Here is an 18058-nt window from a genome sequence, read left to right on the forward strand (position 1 = left end):
CGAGTGGAAACAGTCTTTTCAACTTTGACTACTATGAAATCTCCAGTTGGGGCTGGTCATCTAGAGTATATGCATTTAACTTGGATTGGCTGGAGTTACCCCGGAGGAGACCGGTTAGGAAATGCTGCAATTCCCGCCAAGATATTGACCATCCAGCTATGATTCAACAGTATGGTAGCTATGGCGTGGATACTAATGGAGATGGAAAAGCTGATCCATGGGATAACGAGGATGCCATCTTTTCTTCAGCAAACTATCTAGCTGCCAATGGTGCAGCAGAAGGGCGAGTAAGGGATGCTGATTTTGCCTATAATCATGCGAATTGGGATGTAAAGAAGTGCTAGGCCTTGCCGGCCAATATATGAAAGGATATATCACTGTCAATGCCGGGGGAGGAGACAGTACTGGTAGTGCGGTTGTCGATGTGGGAAAACGGTGGATAGGGAATTCAGTTTGTGTTTTTGGCGGTGGCCGCAATCAATCTGAAATAGCTAGAGGTCGTTTTGAATGTGCTAGTTTCGTTCATTGGGCATTTAAAGAAGCAGCAGTGGATTTAGGTCCTGTGACGTCTACCAGTACAGACACCTTAAAATACCTGGGAAAGCCCGTTTCGCCAAGTGAATTAAAGCCAGGTGACTTAGTCTTCTTTAATACGTACAAAAGAGATGGCTATGTGGGGATTTATATAGGAAATGGCCATTTCCTCGGAGCTCAAACGAGTAGAGGCGTGGGGTTTGCTGACATGACGACAGGATATTGGAGAGGAAAGTTTAATGGTCAAGCTAAAGAATCTAACTAGAGGGCATGTCACAGATTGACATAGCCTCTTACACTGTTAATTTTAAATACTTTATTCCACCTAATAACCAAACATCAATTGCTGGCTTTGAGTAATATGTTTGTTTTTCTATCGTCATAAAAAGCAACTCAAGGTTATCTCTGACTCTGGTCCTATTGAATTAAGCTCTTCAATTGATATACCTAGATAGTCTGCCAACTCAGTTGAAGTCATTAGCAAACTATGTTCAATTTCTTGGTGGTTTGGTAAAGGTTCCTGAGAAATAGCAGCTACCTGTTCTCTCATGGTTAATTGCGAATCATTTGAATTAGCGTTAGATGAAATAACTATTGAATATATTCCGATCAACGTTAGCATCGCTATCCCTATCAGCAGAATTACAATGAGTCTGCTATTTTTTTAGTCTTATCTTCCATGAGTTAATTCCTCCCTAATGACAACGTTACCATGGATAATAACGCTAAACTCCTTATAGGTTCGTTATGGTCCTGCTTCTATGATTATCAATTTTGGAGAAATTGATAATCATAGAAGCAAGTCTTCGTTAAAAAATAGCTAGTTTGCCAATACGTTGAACAGCTTCTTCTAAACGGACTTCATCTACTAACAAGCCTACACGAATATAACCTTCACCAAATTCACCAAAGCCATTTCCAGGGGCTACAGCTACATCTGCTTCATTTAACAGTTTATCAGCGAAGTTCTGGCTCGTGTAGCCTTTAGGAACGGGCAGCCAAGCAAAGAAGGAGCCTCTAGGGGCATCTACTTGCCATCCAATCAGGTTGCATGCGTTTATAAAGGCATTGCGACGCTTTTCGTAGCGATCTACTAATTCGTGCACACATGATTGATTATCATTTAAAGCAGCGACGGCAGCGTGTTGTATGCCTGGAAATAAGCTTACAAACATGTGGTCCTGTATCAAGTTTAGGGCTTCAATCATTTGTGCATTTCCAACAGCAAATCCGACACGCCATCCTGCCATATTGTATGTTTTAGATAGTGTGTACATTTCAATTCCGACGTCTTTTGCGCCGTCTGCTTGTAAGAAACTTACTGGTTTTATTCCTTCAAATCCTATAGCTCCATAGGCAAAATCATGTGATACCGCAATCCGATTTTCTTTAGCAAATGCTACGGTTTCATTGAAAAATCCAATGTCTGCCGTCGCTCCAGTTGGATTGTTTGGGTAGTTAAGATACATGAGTCTTGCACGTTCTTTACTTTCTTCAGAAAGTAAATTGTAATCAGGTAGAAAATTATTTTCTGCTATAAGTGGTAGCGTTTCGTAGTGTACGTCGGCCATCATCACTCCTGACAAATAGTCGGGGTATCCAGGGTCTGGTAGCAGCATCCAATCTCCCGGATTTAATACGGCCATAGGCAATTCAACAAGCCCGGTTTTTGTTCCAAACAATACAGCGACTTCCGTCAAGGGGTCAATATCAACGTTGTATTCTCGTTTGTAAAATTCAGCTGCCGCTTCTTTCAATTCGCTTATTCCACGAAATGGCGAATATTTATGGTTCACAGGGTTTTCAACAGCTTGTTGTAATGCTTTTACGATGTGTGGGGGTGTTGGTTGGTCCGGGTTACCTTGACCTAAATTGATTACATCGCGTCCTTGTGCCACAGCAGCTCCTACTTTTTGTACAAGAGAAGCAAAAAACTGTGGAGGTAATTGTTGTAGTTTTTTTGAGAGTTCCATGGATTTTCCTCATTTTTTAAAATAGTTGTAATCATCTGCTAAATATTATAACCTTTTGAGTATCTTGTCTATAGGTGGGTGTATCCATGAAAATCGCTTGCATTCAGCTCGACGTAGCATTTGCTGATCCTGAAAAAAATTTTCACAACGTCCAAACGTTTATCGGAAAAGTGGTAAGTGAAGGTGCAGAGCTCGTTGTTTTACCTGAAATGTGGAATACTGCCTATGCATTAACAGAGTTAGAACAACTTGCCGATATCGAAGGAAAGCGCACAAAAAAATTCCTTTCCGATTTAGCACGCAAACATCACATTCATATCGTAGGTGGTTCGGTTTCAACAAAAAAAGGAGATAATTTCTACAACACGATGTATGTGTATACGAATGAGGGAGAGCTAGTAGGGGAATACGATAAAGCACATTTGTTCCGTCTGATGAATGAACATCTCTACCTACAAGCAGGAAATAAGGAAAATGTGTTTTCTCTAGGTTCTATTCAAGCTGGTGGAGTCATATGTTATGACCTAAGATTCCCAGAATGGCTACGGGCGCATGCATTAGCTGGAGCAAAGGTATTATTCGTTCCAGCTCAGTGGCCGTCGACACGCATTGACCATTGGAAGATATTACTTCAAGCCCGTGCAATTGAAAATCAATGTTTCGTTATTGCGGTGAATAGAACGGGTACTGACCCGAACAATCAGTTTAATGGCCAATCCATGATTATTGCACCGTGGGGGAAAGTATTGTGGACTGGCACTGAACATGAAGAATACGCGGTGATTGACGTGGATTTTTCAGTAGTAGATGAAGTGCGCACACGTATACCAGTGTATGAAGATCGTAGACCGTCACTCTACCAACCATTGATTGAAAATTAAAAAAAAGGTTTGACACTCGTTGTGAAACGTCGTAAGATTTAGTTCGAGCAACAAAAACAAAACAACTACATATGGAAACTTATCAAGAGTGACCGAGGGATAGGCCCTATGACGTCCGGCAACCCCCAGCAATAGGCTGGGAAGGTGCCAATTCCTACAGAATGATTTCATTCTGAAAGATAACCCAAAATCCATTTTTCGGTGCCTCTTTCATTATGAAAGGGGCATTTTTTATTTTGTTAAAGAAATTTTTTCTAAAAACTCGACATGTCCTGCTACGTACTGAAGGGGACTTTACGCTTTTCTAATTTGTAAAAAGGAGCTTGTGATGATACGAATAAGCGATTTATCTAAAGGATACAAAACGAAAAATGGTCTGGTAATGGGTGTTGACCGAGTAGATCTCACCATCCCTGAAGGGGAAGTGTTCGGAATTGTGGGGTATTCAGGAGCTGGTAAGAGTTCGCTACTACGTTGTATCAACTTACTTGAAAGACCAACAAGTGGAAAGATAGAAGTGAATGGACGCGATTTAACAAAATTAAAGCGAGAAGAATTACGGAAAGCACGCTTGAAAATCGGTATGATTTTCCAACACTTTCACTTGATTAGTCAAAAGACAGTAGCTGAAAATATTGCATTCGCATTAAGAGCGGCAAACACACCAAAAGAAAAAATGGCATCTCGTGTAGTGGAGCTTCTTGAGATGGTTGGTTTAACTGACAAAAAAGATGTGTTTCCAGCACAACTGAGTGGTGGGCAAAAGCAACGTGTTGGAATAGCACGTGCACTAGCCAATAACCCTTCTTTGTTACTGTGTGACGAAGCAACCTCTGCGCTTGATCCAAACACTACGTTATCCATTCTACGATTGCTAAAAAAGATAAACCGCGAATTAAACATCACGATTGTGTTAATCACGCATGAAATGAATGTAGTAAAAGAGATTTGCGATCGCATGGCAGTTATGCAAGATGGGCGAGTAGTGGAGGAAGGGTCGGTATACGAGATTTTCTCAAATCCAAAAGCTGAGCTGACTAAAGAATTTATTAGTAGCGTGCTGTCATTTGAAGTTCCACAAGCTATTTTGGCTAAAGTTACTGGTAGCATTGTGAAAGTAATGTTTAAAGGTGATGTGGCGGGTGAAGGTGTTATTTCAGATATGGTTCAGCATTTTGATGTACGTGGGAATTTCTTGCACGGCTCGATTGAATACATACAAGAAGTGCCGCTCGGTTTGTTTTTAATGGAAATTCAAGGACATCCGGACAATATAAAAAGAGCTATTACGTATGTGGAAGGACGCGGAGCGCAAGTGGAGGTGATTCAAAATGGGCATTGATTTCCAGCACGTGATTGAATTATGGCCAGACATTCTTAAAGCATTCGGGCAAACAATGTACATGATTGGGATTTCGCTGACTGTTGCGATTGTTATTGGATTACCACTTGGTATTGTTCTATTCATTACTGATCGTGGTTTATTCTTAGAAAATCGATTTGTAAAAGGCACGCTTGGTTTTATTGTTAATATGGTACGCTCCATTCCATTCATTATTTTATTAGTCGCACTTATTCCATTAACCAAATTACTAGTCGATTCAACGATCGGTCCAGCAGCAGCTAGTGTTTCTTTATCGGTTGCGGCAACTCCATTTTTCGCGCGAATTGTTGAAACATCACTCCGAGAAATTGATAAAGGCGTTATCGAAGCTGCAGTTGCAGTAGGAGCGACCCCTTGGATGATTATCAAAGATGTGTTATTGCCAGAAGCAAAGTCGAGCATTGTGCAAGGAGTGACGATGACCATCATTAGTCTAGTTGCTTACTCCGCAATGGCTGGAGTAGTTGGCGGCGGCGGAATTGGCGACTTGGCAATACGCTTCGGATATTACCGTTATGACAATACCATTATGGTTGTCACGGTTGTGATTTTAATTGTTCTCGTTCAAATCATTCAACAGTTGGGTGACTGGACGTCTAAAGCAATAGATAAACGATAAGAGGGAGAGAGACAGAGATGAAAAAAATTATATTTTCGATTATGTTCCTGTTACTAGTAGTGGCTCTTGCAGCATGTGGAGGAAGTGACGATGAAACAAAAGGCAATGTGGATAACAATAAGTCAGTAAAATTAGGCGGATCAGCAGGTCCTTACAGCGACATGTTGAAAACAGCCATTAAACCAGCTCTTGAAGAAAAAGGCTACAAAGTAGAAATCGTTGAATTCAGCGATTACATTCAACCTAACATTGCGCTAAACAATGGAGATATTGACGCGAACCTTTTCCAACACTCCATTTATATTAAGAACTTCTCGAAAGAAAATGATATGGAATTAACAGGACTTATCACAGTGCCAACAGCACCAATGGGTATTTACTCTAATAAATATAAATCCATAGAAGATGTCAAAGATAGTGCAACAATAGCGATTCCAAATGACCCAGTTAATGCGGCCCGTACTTTCTTAATCTTACAAGATCACGGATTAATAGAATTAGATCCTAATGCAGAACCGTTAACTGTGTCAGAAAAAGACATTAAAACAAATGCGAAAAATTTAGTGTTCCAACCAATTGAAGCAGGTCAACTTCCTCGTTCAGTAGATGGTGCAGATTTAGCAGCAGTTCCAGGAAACTTCGCTTTAGCAGCAGATATGAATTTACTGGATGCGTTAATTTTAGAGAACATGCCAGATCTCTACCGTAACTTGGTTGCTGTAACAACTGCAAACAAAGACACACAACTAGCGAAAGACTTAGTTGAAATCGTAGAAGCACCAGAATTCGAAGCAATTATCGATGCGGAATTTGAAGGCTTTGGTAAACCTGAGTGGATGGAAAACCGTTAAGAGAGAAGGGATCTAATGGAAGAGATTATTATTCGAGGAGCACCTGCCGAATATGTTTGTAAAAGTGGAGTGCTAGACGAACTTGAAGACAAGTTAAAGTCTAGAAGTATCACACGTGTACTCATCGTTTCGGGTGTGAAGTCGTGGTATGCGGCACGCTACTATTTTCCAAATCTTAAAAGTATTCACGTATCACACGCCTTTTATAAAGGACAGTGTACAGTTACAGAAATCTCTAGAGTGACTGCTCTAGCCAAGAACCATGCTGTAGACGCAATTATCGGAGTGGGGGGCGGAAAAGTGTTGGATGTCGTAAAAGCGGCAGCTTACACGAGTGGAACGAAGTCGATTTTAATTCCAACGCTCGCTTCAAACTGTGCACCGTGGACACCACTTAGCGTTATTTATTCAAATGAAGGTGTGATGACACATTACGATGTGTACCCAATGAGTGTAGACATCCTTCTCGTCGAGCCACGTATTTTAGTAGAAGCCCCCGTTCCACTTCTCATTGCGGGTATTGGCGACACGTTAGCCAAGTGGTATGAAGCAGACGTTCAAATTAGCAAATTAAACGATCCCCCGGTCGCGCTAAAAGTCGCTCATCATACTGCGCGGTTATGTGTTGAAGAAATGTTTGATCATGCAGAACAAGCGATTGGTGACGCAAAAGAAGTAAGCGTGTCGAATGCATTCGTCAAAGTAGTTGAATCGATTATTATGCTCGGGGGCATGGTAGGTGGATTTGGAGATAGCTATGGCCGGATTGCAGGTGCACACTCTATACACAATGGCATGACCATTGCACCTGAGTCTCACGAAGCACTTCATGGAAATAAAGTGGCTTATGGTATTTTGGTGCAACTGCTTCTAGAACAGAACGAAAGTGAAGTTGAGCGTTTGCTGCCCTTTTATCAAAAACTGGGTTTGCCTACCTCGCTGTATGAATTAAATATTCCAAGTAAATGGATTGACCAGATTGCCCAACAATCCACAAGAAATGAAGAGTCCATTCATCACTTGCGTAGTGAAAAAATAACAGCTATTGAAGTGGCACAAGCCATGCGATATTTAGAGTCAAGGGGAGTTCAACAAGACAGATGAACATTATATATAGGATTCAAAAAATAAAAAAGTCAACAGAGTCTGCTGTTGACTTTTTTGCTCGCATTTTTTTATTACTACATATGTTTTGCAATTGCAGTTAGATTATAAGTACATGCAGCCACCAGTGCTGACACCATGTGTAATTTCTCCAAACACATTCGCAAGTGAATTCAACTCTATGTCAATGTGAATAATTCCGGTCTTGATTTGTCCCATAGACTAATAGCTTTAATCGATTCCTTCCACTCCATTGGACACAACGTAATAGCTTCAGCTACCGATAGGTTGACTCCATTGATTTCTTTGTTGGTTTTTCGTTTACAATCTATTTGCTTTTTACTCCTTTATCCTTACTCCTAACTTAAAAGTATTGATCATGATTTGCTACTACTTAAAATAGAGGTGTTTGATAGTGTCAAAATTTATGTCCAAAAATACTATTAAAAAATAATAAATCGAGATGAAAAAATAAGTTATTGTGTGTTGGAACAATCCATCGGTTTTCCAGTTGAAGTTGCAATTGTAACCAAGTCATTATATAGGAGGAATATTTGTATTATGTTAAACCTATATTCATAGGACCTATTAAAGCAATATTAGAAAGAACAGGAGACTAGTGTTTTCTGTTTAATATATATCACACGTTTTTATTGAAATGGTATAATTGAAATTACTAAAATTGGAATGGGAGATTTGTATGCTTTCTACTGAGGAATTTCAAACCATATGGGAAGAGGAACCTATTGTTGTAATAGACACTAATGTACTCTTAAATCTATATAGATGGTCAGCAGGAACTTCTGAACAAATATTAGAGAATCTTAATGAGATTATAGATTCATTATGGATTCCAAATCAGGTTATTAAAGAGTTTCGAAGACATAAGGATAAAGTTAGGAACCAATCTTTCAATAAATATAAAAACGTTACATTAGAAGTTAATAGGACATTGAAAAATACCCATACTGAACTATCAAAGAAGTTTCTTCAATACGGTAAATATAAATTTCCTAAAATTAAAGAATTGGCTACAGTATTAGAAGAAGAAATAGAAAAGATAAAGAAGGTATCAGAGGATTTCAAAGATAGCATAGCAGATGAAATTCAGAGTAATGTAACGTTACTATCTAATGACGAAGTCACTAACCTAGTAGATACATTAACTACCAATGGAAGAGTAGGAAGAGAATTTTCTTTTCAAAAATTGTTAGATATATATGAAGAAGGTGATAGGAGATATAAATATAAAATCCCTCCCGGTTATAAGGATGAAGAAGAAAAAGGTGAATTAGATCTAAGAAAATTCGGAGATCTAATACTTTGGAAAGAGACATTGGAAAAGTCAGTTAATGAGGGAAATAAACCAGTAATATTTATCACCGAGGATGTAAAACCAGATTGGTGGGAAATAAATGCAGAAGGTGAGTTGGTGGGTCCACGGAAAGAATTGATAAAGGAATTTAGTGACTGTGCTGGGAATAATGTGAGTTTTAATATGTTTACACTATCTGGATTCAATACATATATATCAGTAATAACTGGAACTAATCCATCAAGAGCTTGGGTTGAAATGAACATAGAAGAAGTTAGTATGGATTTTATTGATGATGATCGTTCAAGAGAATTCTTACAAAATCAAATAATGGATTTCTTAATAAATTCAGGAGAACTTAATAGATTTTTAAGTGGCGGTTTGACGGGTGAGGTAGAAGTTAATAGTTTGGATGTAGATCTTAATTTAGAATCAATTTCTATGGACGTAGAAGGTGATAAAATCACGGTTGAAGGAATAATACATACAAAGTCTGATATAGCAGTAGAAAATATGTATTCTCAGCATTATTCAGTAAATAATGATGGTCTCGTTGAAATTGATATGAATTTTGAGTTGAATTTCCGCTTTAACTACGATGAGAATTCTATAGAAAAAAATGAATTTGTAAACTATGAAGAATTCGAAATTGAAGTTGCAAATTTGGAATTAACATCTGCTAGTATTGAAGATGATGAAGACTATGAGGTGGAATTCTGTGTGCTTTGTGAAGAACGACCCGGCCAATATAATTATGTAAGTGGCGGGCATGTCTGTGAAAACTGTATGTCCAGTAATGACACTTGCCCAGATTGTGGTGTGGTTTTTCAAAGAGGAACTATGCATGGTGCGTACTGTAAAGATTGTGAGGCTAACCATTAAGATTAGAAGTGAAATAATATTATAAGGCTATTTCTAAAATAGTGCTAGAGTACGAAAATTACCATTATCGCAATCTTTTTTCTATAAATGTTAAAATAAAGTACAAGTCGTTTAAGTTAAAGGTGAATGGGGGGAACTTAATTGTATTCTGATCAACATCATATTGAAAAGATTAGAGAGAGTCTAAATAAAGGAAATGCCTCAGTAATGGTAGGAGCAGGCTTTAGTTTAAATGCAACACAGCTTTCTAAATCAAAGGGATCTTTCTTAACTTGGTCCCAACTGATAGATGAAATGAAAAGTAAACTTTATTTTGATGAAGAAACTAGAAAATATGCCACTACAGATCCATTGAAATTGGCAGCTGAGTTTGAATTTGAATTTGGTAGAGAAGCGTTGGATAAATTCCTAAAAGAATCTTTACCAGATAATAATTATACTCCTGCACAATTACATAAAATGTTATTATCTTTGCCTTGGGTTGATATATTTACAACAAATTATGATAGCTTAATTGAAAAAACTAGAGAATTTATTTATGACAGAAACTATAGCCTTGTACAGACTGTAAGTGATATACCCAATTCGATTAGGCCAAGAATTGTTAAACTACACGGAAGTTTTCCATCACATAGACCATTTATTTTTACTGAAGAAGATTATAGGACCTATCCTAATAAATTTTCACCTTTTATAAACCTTGTTCAGCAAAGTATAATGGAAAATACATTATGCCTTATTGGTTTTTCTGGTGATGACCCGAATTTTAAAAATTGGATCGGATGGGTTAGAGATAATCTAGGTGATTATGCATCCTCAATATATTTTTGTGGATTCTTAACAGAGTCTCAGAAAAGAAGTCTAGAAAGTATCAAAATTAGAGTTATTGATTTTAGTAAATTATTTACAGATGAAAAACAAACAAATAATCATAAAAATGCTCTACAATGGTTCTTTCTAGAATTAATGAAACCAGAATTAAGAACACCATACTATTGGCCCGAACCAAACAAAAATAATCCTCTTTCAATTTGGTCAATTACGCCAGAAGTTCAAGAGAAACTTAGTTTCAATGAAGCTAATCCAACAAAAAAATATAATTCATTTGATTTCTATGACTTGCAGAAGGGTCTTTTCTCTACGGAAAGTATTATTAATATAGCTAAAATTTGGGAGAAGGATAGAAGTTATTATCCCCAATGGGTAGTTGCTCCACGGAAAGCAAGAAACTTTATTTGGAACGATACTCAATTTCAGCTCATTCAGTCTATTGTTAATTCTAAAGGGACTTTTTCTTTCAAACAATTTCTATTTATTTTATATGAACTATTATGGAGATTAGATGTTGCTCTTTTATCCCTTTCAAATCCAAGATTTAATTTACTTGTACCAATAATTGAATACATTGTCTATGACTTTGGTAAATGTATAGGAGATTATGAGAAAATAAAAAAACTCTATCAAGTGGAAAATAAAGATATGGATATTATTGAACAACAATGTATAAGACTTTGTTTTAGTTTAGTGAACTACTACAGAGAACAATTTAATGATGAAAGAGTATATGATTTATTAGAATTATATGAGTCTCTAATAAGCAAAGATGAAGAGCTTCAAGCAGAAAGTTATTATAACCAATGTCTCATTGAACTAAATAATCTTAATTACCCAAAAGTTTTTGAATTCTTAAATGATTGGGCTGTTAATTACAATATCCCATATTGGCAAGTTAGACGAGCGTCCATCTTAATGGAACTTAGAGAAATAAAAGAGGCCGAGAATATATTAATAACCTCATTAAATGAAATTAGAAAAAGGAATGTAGAGGGTAACGATATTGAATTGTTATCTCAAGAAAGCTGGATATTAAGAATTTTAAACGCCTTAAAAAAGCAAAGGACTTATAATAATTTATACAATAACATAGAGAAGGAGAATTATTTAAAAACAATACACTGTGATGCCAATCAGATATATGAAGAGATTGTAACAGCAATAGATGGTTCATTGATTAAGCAACCGAAACAGCCTACTAAATCGTTTGATCCGGGGACTGAAATTCTCTCCATTTCTTTTAATAATCAATATGAAGTGGATAATAAAAATGCATTACAATTAATAAGAATGATGGAAACTACTGGACATAGATTTAGAATTAATAACACAATTTTTGACAAAGAAAGAGTTATTACTGCTTGTGAATTTATAATGCCAACAAATTTTATGCATGCTCTCATAACAGCTATACAATTGGAAGATAAGGATTTTATTAAATCTTTATTATCAAGAGAAATTATAGCTACTTTGGAGGAGGATACAGTTTGTCGATTATTTGTAAATATATATAACTCGCTTATTTATTTAAATAATCAAAGAAAAAATCACCAATTAAACTTGTTCGAAGATAAGAGATTTTCAATATTACTTGAAATTCTTTCGCGTCTAACGATAAAACTTAGCAGAGAAAAATTAGATGATTGTTTGAGCTTGGGCATAGATATATATATGTCAGTCTCTAACCATAATAATGGTAGTCATATATTTGCTACCGAACTTAATAACTTATTTAAGAGAACGATTTACGCTTTCGATGATGAAGATTTCTTAATTAGACTGAATGATTTGTTAAACTTACCTATAGCCTCGAATAGTCATATTATTGATCCATTTTATTATATAGATATGATGGAATTTAAAAAGAACCTGAATTATAAAGAAACTATTAGTTCTCTTGGAAGAATAATAGAAGAAAATGTTTATAGATTGATTGAAGACCTAAAGAAGACCAAAGATATAAACACGGAAACTTTGTTAAGGTTAATGACATTAGATAATCTAGGTGCAATTAGCAATACCCAAAAAGTACTTATAGGAGATTTATTATTAGATAAAAATAATATTTATAATACTGATTTTTATTTAAAAAGCCTAATTTCTCACTTTTTTCATGCGCACTGTAAATTTAATGAAACAATTGCAACTGGGATAAAAAATTTATTTGAAAGAAAATTTGTGGATGTATTTGGTGAAGAAAATGGTACTAAATTCTCATATTCATCTAGTCGTGTAGATCTCATTGAAAGACACTTAATTGAATTATCTCAGTTGTTGCTAGGTCATTCAGAATGTATTAATTTTACGTACTTTAGGAAGCAATTTTTATCATTGATTGAAGGATTAGAGGTATGGTGGATTAGAAATAGGGATAAATTAAAGTCCGATTCAAACAATCAGTTTTTTATTCATTTTAAAAGGTTTTTATTTAAGCTTCTTTATGTGTCCTCTTCTGAAAAGCAAATAATAGAAAAAATTAAAATAATTTTAAATGATCTAGAAACACAAGGTTTTTATACCGTAAGCTTATTGCCCTTAATTTCTAAAAAAGAGGAAATTGCTAAAACTGAGTCAACTATTGTTTATTTTTTACACTCTAATAATAAGAATCAAGTATTTGATGCGTTAGAGGCAATAAAGAATTGGATAGATCTTTATAAAGATGAGTTATTAGATACTATACCTGAAAAAGCACTCGATGAATTAATACAAAAAGTATTTTTACGAAGACGGCCGTATTTAGATCAATCAATTAAACTATTGACTGAGATCATAAATTTACATTTTTATTCACTCTCTCAGACACAGTTTGAGAAAGTGATAGAAGCATTAAAGAATTTATATGATGAAACGGAAATTAAAGCTCCTTCAGATGAACACTTTGTCACTTGGGGCGAAGAAGAGTTCTTATCCTTAAGAGCTGTCGCTACAAAACTAGCTCACGACCTATATGTTAACTTAGGAAGAAATAACCAATCAATTCCTGATATTTTGAGGACATACCAAGAAGAAAGTATGAATAACAAAATTCCTGACTTACGGAAACAATGGAATTAAATAATAAGCAGTATTATTTAAAGCTAATGTTTAAAACCAGAGTGCGAAAATAGCCATTATCGCACTCTGGTTTTTTTATCAGAACAGGATTCAAATAGTGCCCGGTTTTTAAAATGCTAAGTGTGGTGTACATACATAAAATTATATGTAGTTTTTTTGTTTCAACTTTTTTAAATTTAACAAGCTGGAATTTGAACCTCAATAATCGGACCAGATTGTGGAGGGTGTAGTTAGTATTAATAGAGGAGGGGCGTACCATAAGTAAATGAGTTTTGCTTATCTTTAGATTACATTTATATGAATAATTGTAGGAGCCACCTTTTGAATTCAGCAGTCATCCAATGTCTCCAAGTCTGGACTAAGTACATTAATGATTTTAGCTTATGCAATAAGTTCATTATTAAGAAGCTCTCTAATAGAGAGCTTCTTAAATAAATGTCGTTACTCATTGTGTGCTTTTATAAAGTCATAAAGAACTTGACTTAATTTCTGGGCTTCCTCACTTAATTGTTCATACGTAGTTATATGGTCAATAGCTTTTTTGCAGAAATCCAATTTATTTACTATAGTACCTGAAGCTGCAGCATAACTACCTCTTCTTTTTCTTGTCCCATCTGGAAAAAGAGAATTTATATAGGTACCTAAATGCTTGCTTTTGTATTCTTCTTGCGTAAAGTCTTTGTTGATTAGGTGTTTTAAGGTACTCTTTTCGTATTCAGCAATTACCTTTCTTATTGTATCTGCTGAAAGTAAATTCTCAATTTCTTTACATTCCAAACAATAATACCTTTCTCCTAGAATTTCTTTTAACTTATCTTGCCGAGGACGCTTATCATCACCGTCTTTGTCTGAAATCAAAAAAAGAGTGCTACAGATTTTTTCAGCATTCATAGAAGCATGTCCTTCATCCGCTTCTGTTTCATCATCATCTAGGAATGACCAATGAGTTATATTGCCACCACTATATTCAACAAATGAATAGTGTGTATCTTCTTTAAACTGTTTTAAATCATGGTGAGATTTTTGAAATTCTTTTAAAAAGTGTCTTATATAGAACCTGTCTGTAATCCCTTCAACCCATATGGTACAGTTAGATAGAAGAACTGCTGAGTTTCTAACTCCAAGTTCTTGTAACAAGCTCTTGTCCTCATTACTTACATTTTCAATAGAGAAAGTTGCATCTAATTCTTCAATAGGATTTCCGGAATGTTCTCCTAATTCTTTTTTAAATTTATAGACAGATATCTTATCCATATCAAGTGTCATATCTAAAAAGTGATTTGAATGGGTTGTGAAGAAAAATTGGTGATGAGCAAATTGCTCATCCATTATAATCTCAATGAATTTTCTCTGCATACCTGGATGTAAATACAACTCAGGTTCCTCTATAAATAATAGCAAGTTTTCTTCTGAAAACTTAAATAATGGGAATGTTAAGATGATTAATGACTGAATTCCATCCCCTAATTCAAATATGTTTTTTTCCTTTTCTGTTCCTATTTTCACTTTTATTACATCTGAATTTCTAACGGGTGTAAGTGTAACTTGCTGTCCATCAAAGAAGCTTTCCGACATGAATTCTTGAAATTTCAGCATCTTGTGCCTTTGTTGAACACTTCCTAATAACATATCTGTTATTTCATCATAGAGATTAAGACCAGTGTGTATTTCTAATGTATCAGGCGCTTCTTTGAAGTAATCATTTTTCGTTCTTTCTTTATAAACATCTTTCCCATTATCGATTGTATCTACATATCCTCTAAGGCCACGTAAAATCGGTATATAAACACGTTTAAAATTAATTTTATAACTTGTTCCACCAGAAGGAGTTATTTCAGCAATTTTTGATTGATAATCATTAATTAATGCTTTTAAGTTAGTTATTACCAGATCTATTAGGTTAGTTTCTCTTACTATGCTTGAACGTAAAGTGAGAGATGATGAACTATTCAGTACATTTATTTCATGAACTAATCTTTGAAAGTCCTTAAATAACTCTTCATCTTCCTTTAAAAATGGCATATGTCTTGAAGTTTCTATATCACTAATTAATGTGTTTACATTAAGTTCACCGATGCCTACAACAGTACTATTTGTTGTTATAGTGGTAATTATTGAATCTATGAAATCTATTAGTATATTGTAATACTCCTCAACGTCAACCATTTCTTCTGGAGGGATAAAAGAAAGAATTTTATCGAATGCAAATATTCCTCTAAGGAATCTACTTTTACCTGAATTATTTGATCCTACAAAGATATTGACTTTAGACAGGTTTTTAATGACATTTAAATTATAGTCGGATTTTAAATTACTATTAACACGTAGTCTTTTTATGTGATGTACCAAATTAGTCACTCATTTCTTGTAAATCATATTCTTATTATAATTTACTTTAATAGAAGAAACTCATTAAAAATAAAATTATACTTATAATAAGAGGGAGAAATACGGATTAGGAAGAGCCCTTTAAAAGTTTATCTGTATATTTTTGTGTTAAAGATTAGTTCGATATAATAATTACAAAATTGTTTATTTGTGGTAATATATAACTATGTCATTAGGTTAAACGGAAATTACATGATTCGGATTTTATTCGAAAATGGAGAACAAGGCACTCATGCTGAGTTCTAAGTGAGAACTTACTTTTAAGTGTCGTTTTCGTGGAAAGCTCCGTCTTCCTGACGGGGCTTTTTGTTTATGGGGGGATACTATGTTATTAGAAGATCCTATAAACCAAATTGCAATACGCAAAGCCCAGGAATATCAAAATTACCACAACAATCTAGAGCTAATATATCAAAGAGAGTTAAGAAGAATAAAGAATCCTAAAAAAAGGATGTGAAAGTTCCTCGCACTCTCGTTAAAGATATTACACACTCTCAGCTTACGGATTAGATAGATTGAGAGTTTATCGTAATTAGATTCATCATAATGATTTGAATTCATAAAACTTAGAAAAGTATTTGAACTATATAAAAATGCAAAAATAAAACCTTTTTAGAATATCATTCGATATTCAGTACTACAAACATTTATTTTAAAAGAAATTTTTAATGCAATTATTGAAACTTCCAAATCTGCAATCTCCATCCAAATCACTAAAAGGGCAGGTATTGTAATTGAAGAATATAAATTTTATTCATAAGGATAGTAAAAATAAAAATAAAAATATCATATTATTTATACATGGTTTTACAGGTGGAGAAGAAACTTGGAAGGCAACGAACACAATTTCCTTCCCAGAAATGTTATCTAACGATGAAGAAATTACAGCTAATTTTGATGTAGCTTTAATAAATTATCTAACTGAACTTATATATTGGAATTCTCCGACAATTGTAATTAATAGTATATTAAGGTCAATAAAGCGTTCATCTAAAGTTACAAATAAGAATGTAGGGATATTAGATTTAAGTTTATTATTAAAGACAATTATTAATAACCACTGTACTAATTATGAAAATATAATAATCATTGCTCATAGTATGGGAGGAGTAATTGCTAAGTCATATATACTTGATGATTTAACCTCAAATAATCCAAAAGTAAAGTTATTTTTGTCACTAGCTGTACCTCATGGTGGAGTAGAATGGGCTAATCTAGGAAAGTGGCTATTTAAAAATAATAAACAAATTATAGATCTTGCAACTGCTAGTCCAGATTTGAGCAAAATTAATAATAGATGGGTAAAAGAATTTAAGGGGCATCCCCATACAGTTTACTTCTATGGACAAAATGACCGAGTAGTAAGCAAGGAAAGTGCTATAGGTATACAAAGTGAAGAACAAGAGGTTGAGTATAGTTCTGATGATCACTTTTCTATTACAAAGCCTCTCAGTGAAGATAGCCTTATTTACACAGCAGTTAGGAATAATTTGATAGAATATTTGTGCAAAGAAAATGAAAAGAATGAGCTATCAAACAATAATTCCAAGGAGCCGAATCTAACAGAGAGGCCATTTATAATTGTAGACTTTAATGAAGATGTTATACCACTTCATTATCCGGAATTTTACAATGATATTAACACAAAAGAGAACATTAAAAACTATCAATATTTACCTTCCCTTTCAAAAATATTTAATATGGAAATTAAAAATATAGGAAAAAGATATGCGAGGAATGTAAAAATTCACCTAGAAGTTAGAAAAGAGGAAGCTCTCGTAACTGATGACAATTTATTGTGGATGATGATGAATCCTTTAGATAGTTTGAATTATGAAGGAGACAAATATGTTCAAATTGAGAAAATAGCTTATTTAGAAAAAGAAGAAGGGAGGAAATTGTTATCTTTTAACTCTAAGTTAAATGGAGTATTAATATCAAGTATATATAATATTGAAAATTTTCTAGTAATTCAAAGTCATAGCTTTAATCACACCCTTGAGTATTTTAAAATTAAAAGTAAAGAGAGACCATTGTTATCACCTTCAATTTATATCAGATTAATTTATGAGGATGTAGAAAATAATACTTATGAAAATTTATATAAAATTAGTATCAACAATGTATTACATTATTTAGGAAGTCATATTGGGATAAAACTAGAAACTGACTTTAATTATAATAGTAATAATTAAATAGTGCCGGGAAAATAACTATGTATTTAGAAATAAATAGG

The 18058-nt window shown here is 34.4% G+C and carries 13 protein-coding genes and 1 riboswitch; of the genes, 11 read left to right on the plus strand and 2 right to left on the minus strand.

Going from position 1 to position 18058, the window contains the following annotated elements; translation table 11 throughout:
• Positions 1–33: 33 nt before the first annotated feature.
• The 3 genes from MHI18_RS20565 to MHI18_RS20575 are packed head-to-tail and all read left to right on the plus strand — an operon-like array spanning position 34 to position 799.
• Entirely contained in the window at positions 34–162 is a 129-nt protein-coding gene (locus MHI18_RS20565) for a hypothetical protein (protein ID WP_340850175.1), read from the plus strand.
• Entirely contained in the window at positions 159–344 is a 186-nt protein-coding gene (locus tag MHI18_RS20570) for a lytic murein transglycosylase (protein WP_340850176.1), read from the plus strand. The genes MHI18_RS20565 and MHI18_RS20570 overlap by 4 nt, the downstream gene beginning before the upstream one ends.
• A 17-nt stretch (positions 345–361) precedes the next feature.
• Positions 362–799: a C40 family peptidase gene (locus MHI18_RS20575; protein WP_340850177.1), complete on the plus strand. Its 438-nt coding sequence runs from the start codon at positions 362–364 to the stop codon at positions 797–799.
• A gap of 544 nt (positions 800–1343) precedes the next feature.
• Here MHI18_RS20575 and MHI18_RS20580 read toward each other — a convergent pair.
• Positions 1344–2507 carry a pyridoxal phosphate-dependent aminotransferase gene (locus MHI18_RS20580; RefSeq protein WP_340850178.1) on the minus strand — a complete coding sequence of 388 codons (1164 nt, stop codon included), beginning with the start codon at positions 2505–2507 and terminating at the stop codon, positions 1344–1346.
• Between the two features lie 86 nt (positions 2508–2593).
• On the opposite strand from MHI18_RS20580, the gene MHI18_RS20585 reads away from it, so the two are divergent.
• From MHI18_RS20585 to MHI18_RS20615, 7 genes are all read left to right on the plus strand, one after another.
• The gene (locus MHI18_RS20585; RefSeq protein WP_340850179.1) at positions 2594–3388 is read left to right on the plus strand and encodes a carbon-nitrogen family hydrolase; all 795 of its coding nucleotides are present in this window, start codon (positions 2594–2596) and stop codon (positions 3386–3388) included.
• A gap of 76 nt (positions 3389–3464) precedes the next feature.
• Positions 3465–3574: riboswitch (SAM riboswitch) on the plus strand.
• Between the two features lie 142 nt (positions 3575–3716).
• Positions 3717–4730: a methionine ABC transporter ATP-binding protein gene (locus tag MHI18_RS20590; protein WP_340850180.1), complete on the plus strand. Its 1014-nt coding sequence runs from the start codon at positions 3717–3719 to the stop codon at positions 4728–4730.
• Positions 4720–5391, plus strand: coding sequence for a methionine ABC transporter permease (locus MHI18_RS20595; RefSeq protein WP_340850181.1), 672 nt, complete (start codon positions 4720–4722; stop codon positions 5389–5391). The genes MHI18_RS20590 and MHI18_RS20595 overlap by 11 nt, the downstream gene beginning before the upstream one ends.
• A 17-nt stretch (positions 5392–5408) precedes the next feature.
• Positions 5409–6242, plus strand: a complete 834-nt coding sequence (locus MHI18_RS20600; RefSeq protein WP_340850182.1) for a MetQ/NlpA family ABC transporter substrate-binding protein — start codon at positions 5409–5411, stop codon at positions 6240–6242.
• Between the two features lie 15 nt (positions 6243–6257).
• Positions 6258–7346, plus strand: a complete 1089-nt coding sequence (locus MHI18_RS20605; protein WP_340850183.1) for an iron-containing alcohol dehydrogenase family protein — start codon at positions 6258–6260, stop codon at positions 7344–7346.
• Between the two features lie 682 nt (positions 7347–8028).
• The gene (locus MHI18_RS20610; protein WP_340850184.1) at positions 8029–9543 is read left to right on the plus strand and encodes a PIN-like domain-containing protein; all 1515 of its coding nucleotides are present in this window, start codon (positions 8029–8031) and stop codon (positions 9541–9543) included.
• Between the two features lie 141 nt (positions 9544–9684).
• Entirely contained in the window at positions 9685–13434 is a 3750-nt protein-coding gene (locus tag MHI18_RS20615; RefSeq protein WP_340850185.1) for an SIR2 family NAD-dependent protein deacylase, read from the plus strand.
• 441 nt (positions 13435–13875) lie between these two features.
• Here the strand turns inward: MHI18_RS20615 and MHI18_RS20620 are convergent, their stop codons facing one another.
• Positions 13876–15792: an AAA family ATPase gene (locus MHI18_RS20620; RefSeq protein ID WP_340850186.1), complete on the minus strand. Its 1917-nt coding sequence runs from the start codon at positions 15790–15792 to the stop codon at positions 13876–13878.
• A gap of 764 nt (positions 15793–16556) precedes the next feature.
• Here MHI18_RS20620 and MHI18_RS20625 point away from each other — a divergent pair.
• On the plus strand, positions 16557–18017 hold the full coding sequence (locus MHI18_RS20625; protein ID WP_340850187.1) for a PGAP1-like alpha/beta domain-containing protein: 1461 nt from the start codon (positions 16557–16559) through the stop codon (positions 18015–18017).
• Positions 18018–18058: the final 41 nt, after the last annotated feature.

The organism is Peribacillus sp. FSL H8-0477 (assembly GCF_038002765.1).
In the GTDB taxonomy this organism is placed as follows: domain Bacteria; phylum Bacillota; class Bacilli; order Bacillales; family DSM-1321; genus Peribacillus.

Excerpts from the sequence above, each read along its gene's own strand:
- MHI18_RS20605 (WP_340850183.1), top strand. The coding sequence starts at position 6,258 with ATGGAAGAGATTATTATTCGAGGAGCACCTGCCGAATATGTTTGTAAA.
- MHI18_RS20595 (WP_340850181.1), top strand. The coding sequence starts at position 4,720 with ATGGGCATTGATTTCCAGCACGTGATTGAATTATGGCCAGACATTCTT.
- MHI18_RS20590 (WP_340850180.1), top strand. The coding sequence starts at position 3,717 with ATGATACGAATAAGCGATTTATCTAAAGGATACAAAACGAAAAATGGT.
- MHI18_RS20585 (WP_340850179.1), top strand. The coding sequence starts at position 2,594 with ATGAAAATCGCTTGCATTCAGCTCGACGTAGCATTTGCTGATCCTGAA.
- MHI18_RS20580 (WP_340850178.1), bottom strand. The coding sequence starts at position 2,507 with ATGGAACTCTCAAAAAAACTACAACAATTACCTCCACAGTTTTTTGCT.
- MHI18_RS20575 (WP_340850177.1), top strand. The coding sequence starts at position 362 with ATGAAAGGATATATCACTGTCAATGCCGGGGGAGGAGACAGTACTGGT.
- MHI18_RS20600 (WP_340850182.1), top strand. The coding sequence starts at position 5,409 with ATGAAAAAAATTATATTTTCGATTATGTTCCTGTTACTAGTAGTGGCT.
- MHI18_RS20565 (WP_340850175.1), top strand. The coding sequence starts at position 34 with ATGAAATCTCCAGTTGGGGCTGGTCATCTAGAGTATATGCATTTAACT.
- MHI18_RS20570 (WP_340850176.1), top strand. The coding sequence starts at position 159 with ATGATTCAACAGTATGGTAGCTATGGCGTGGATACTAATGGAGATGGA.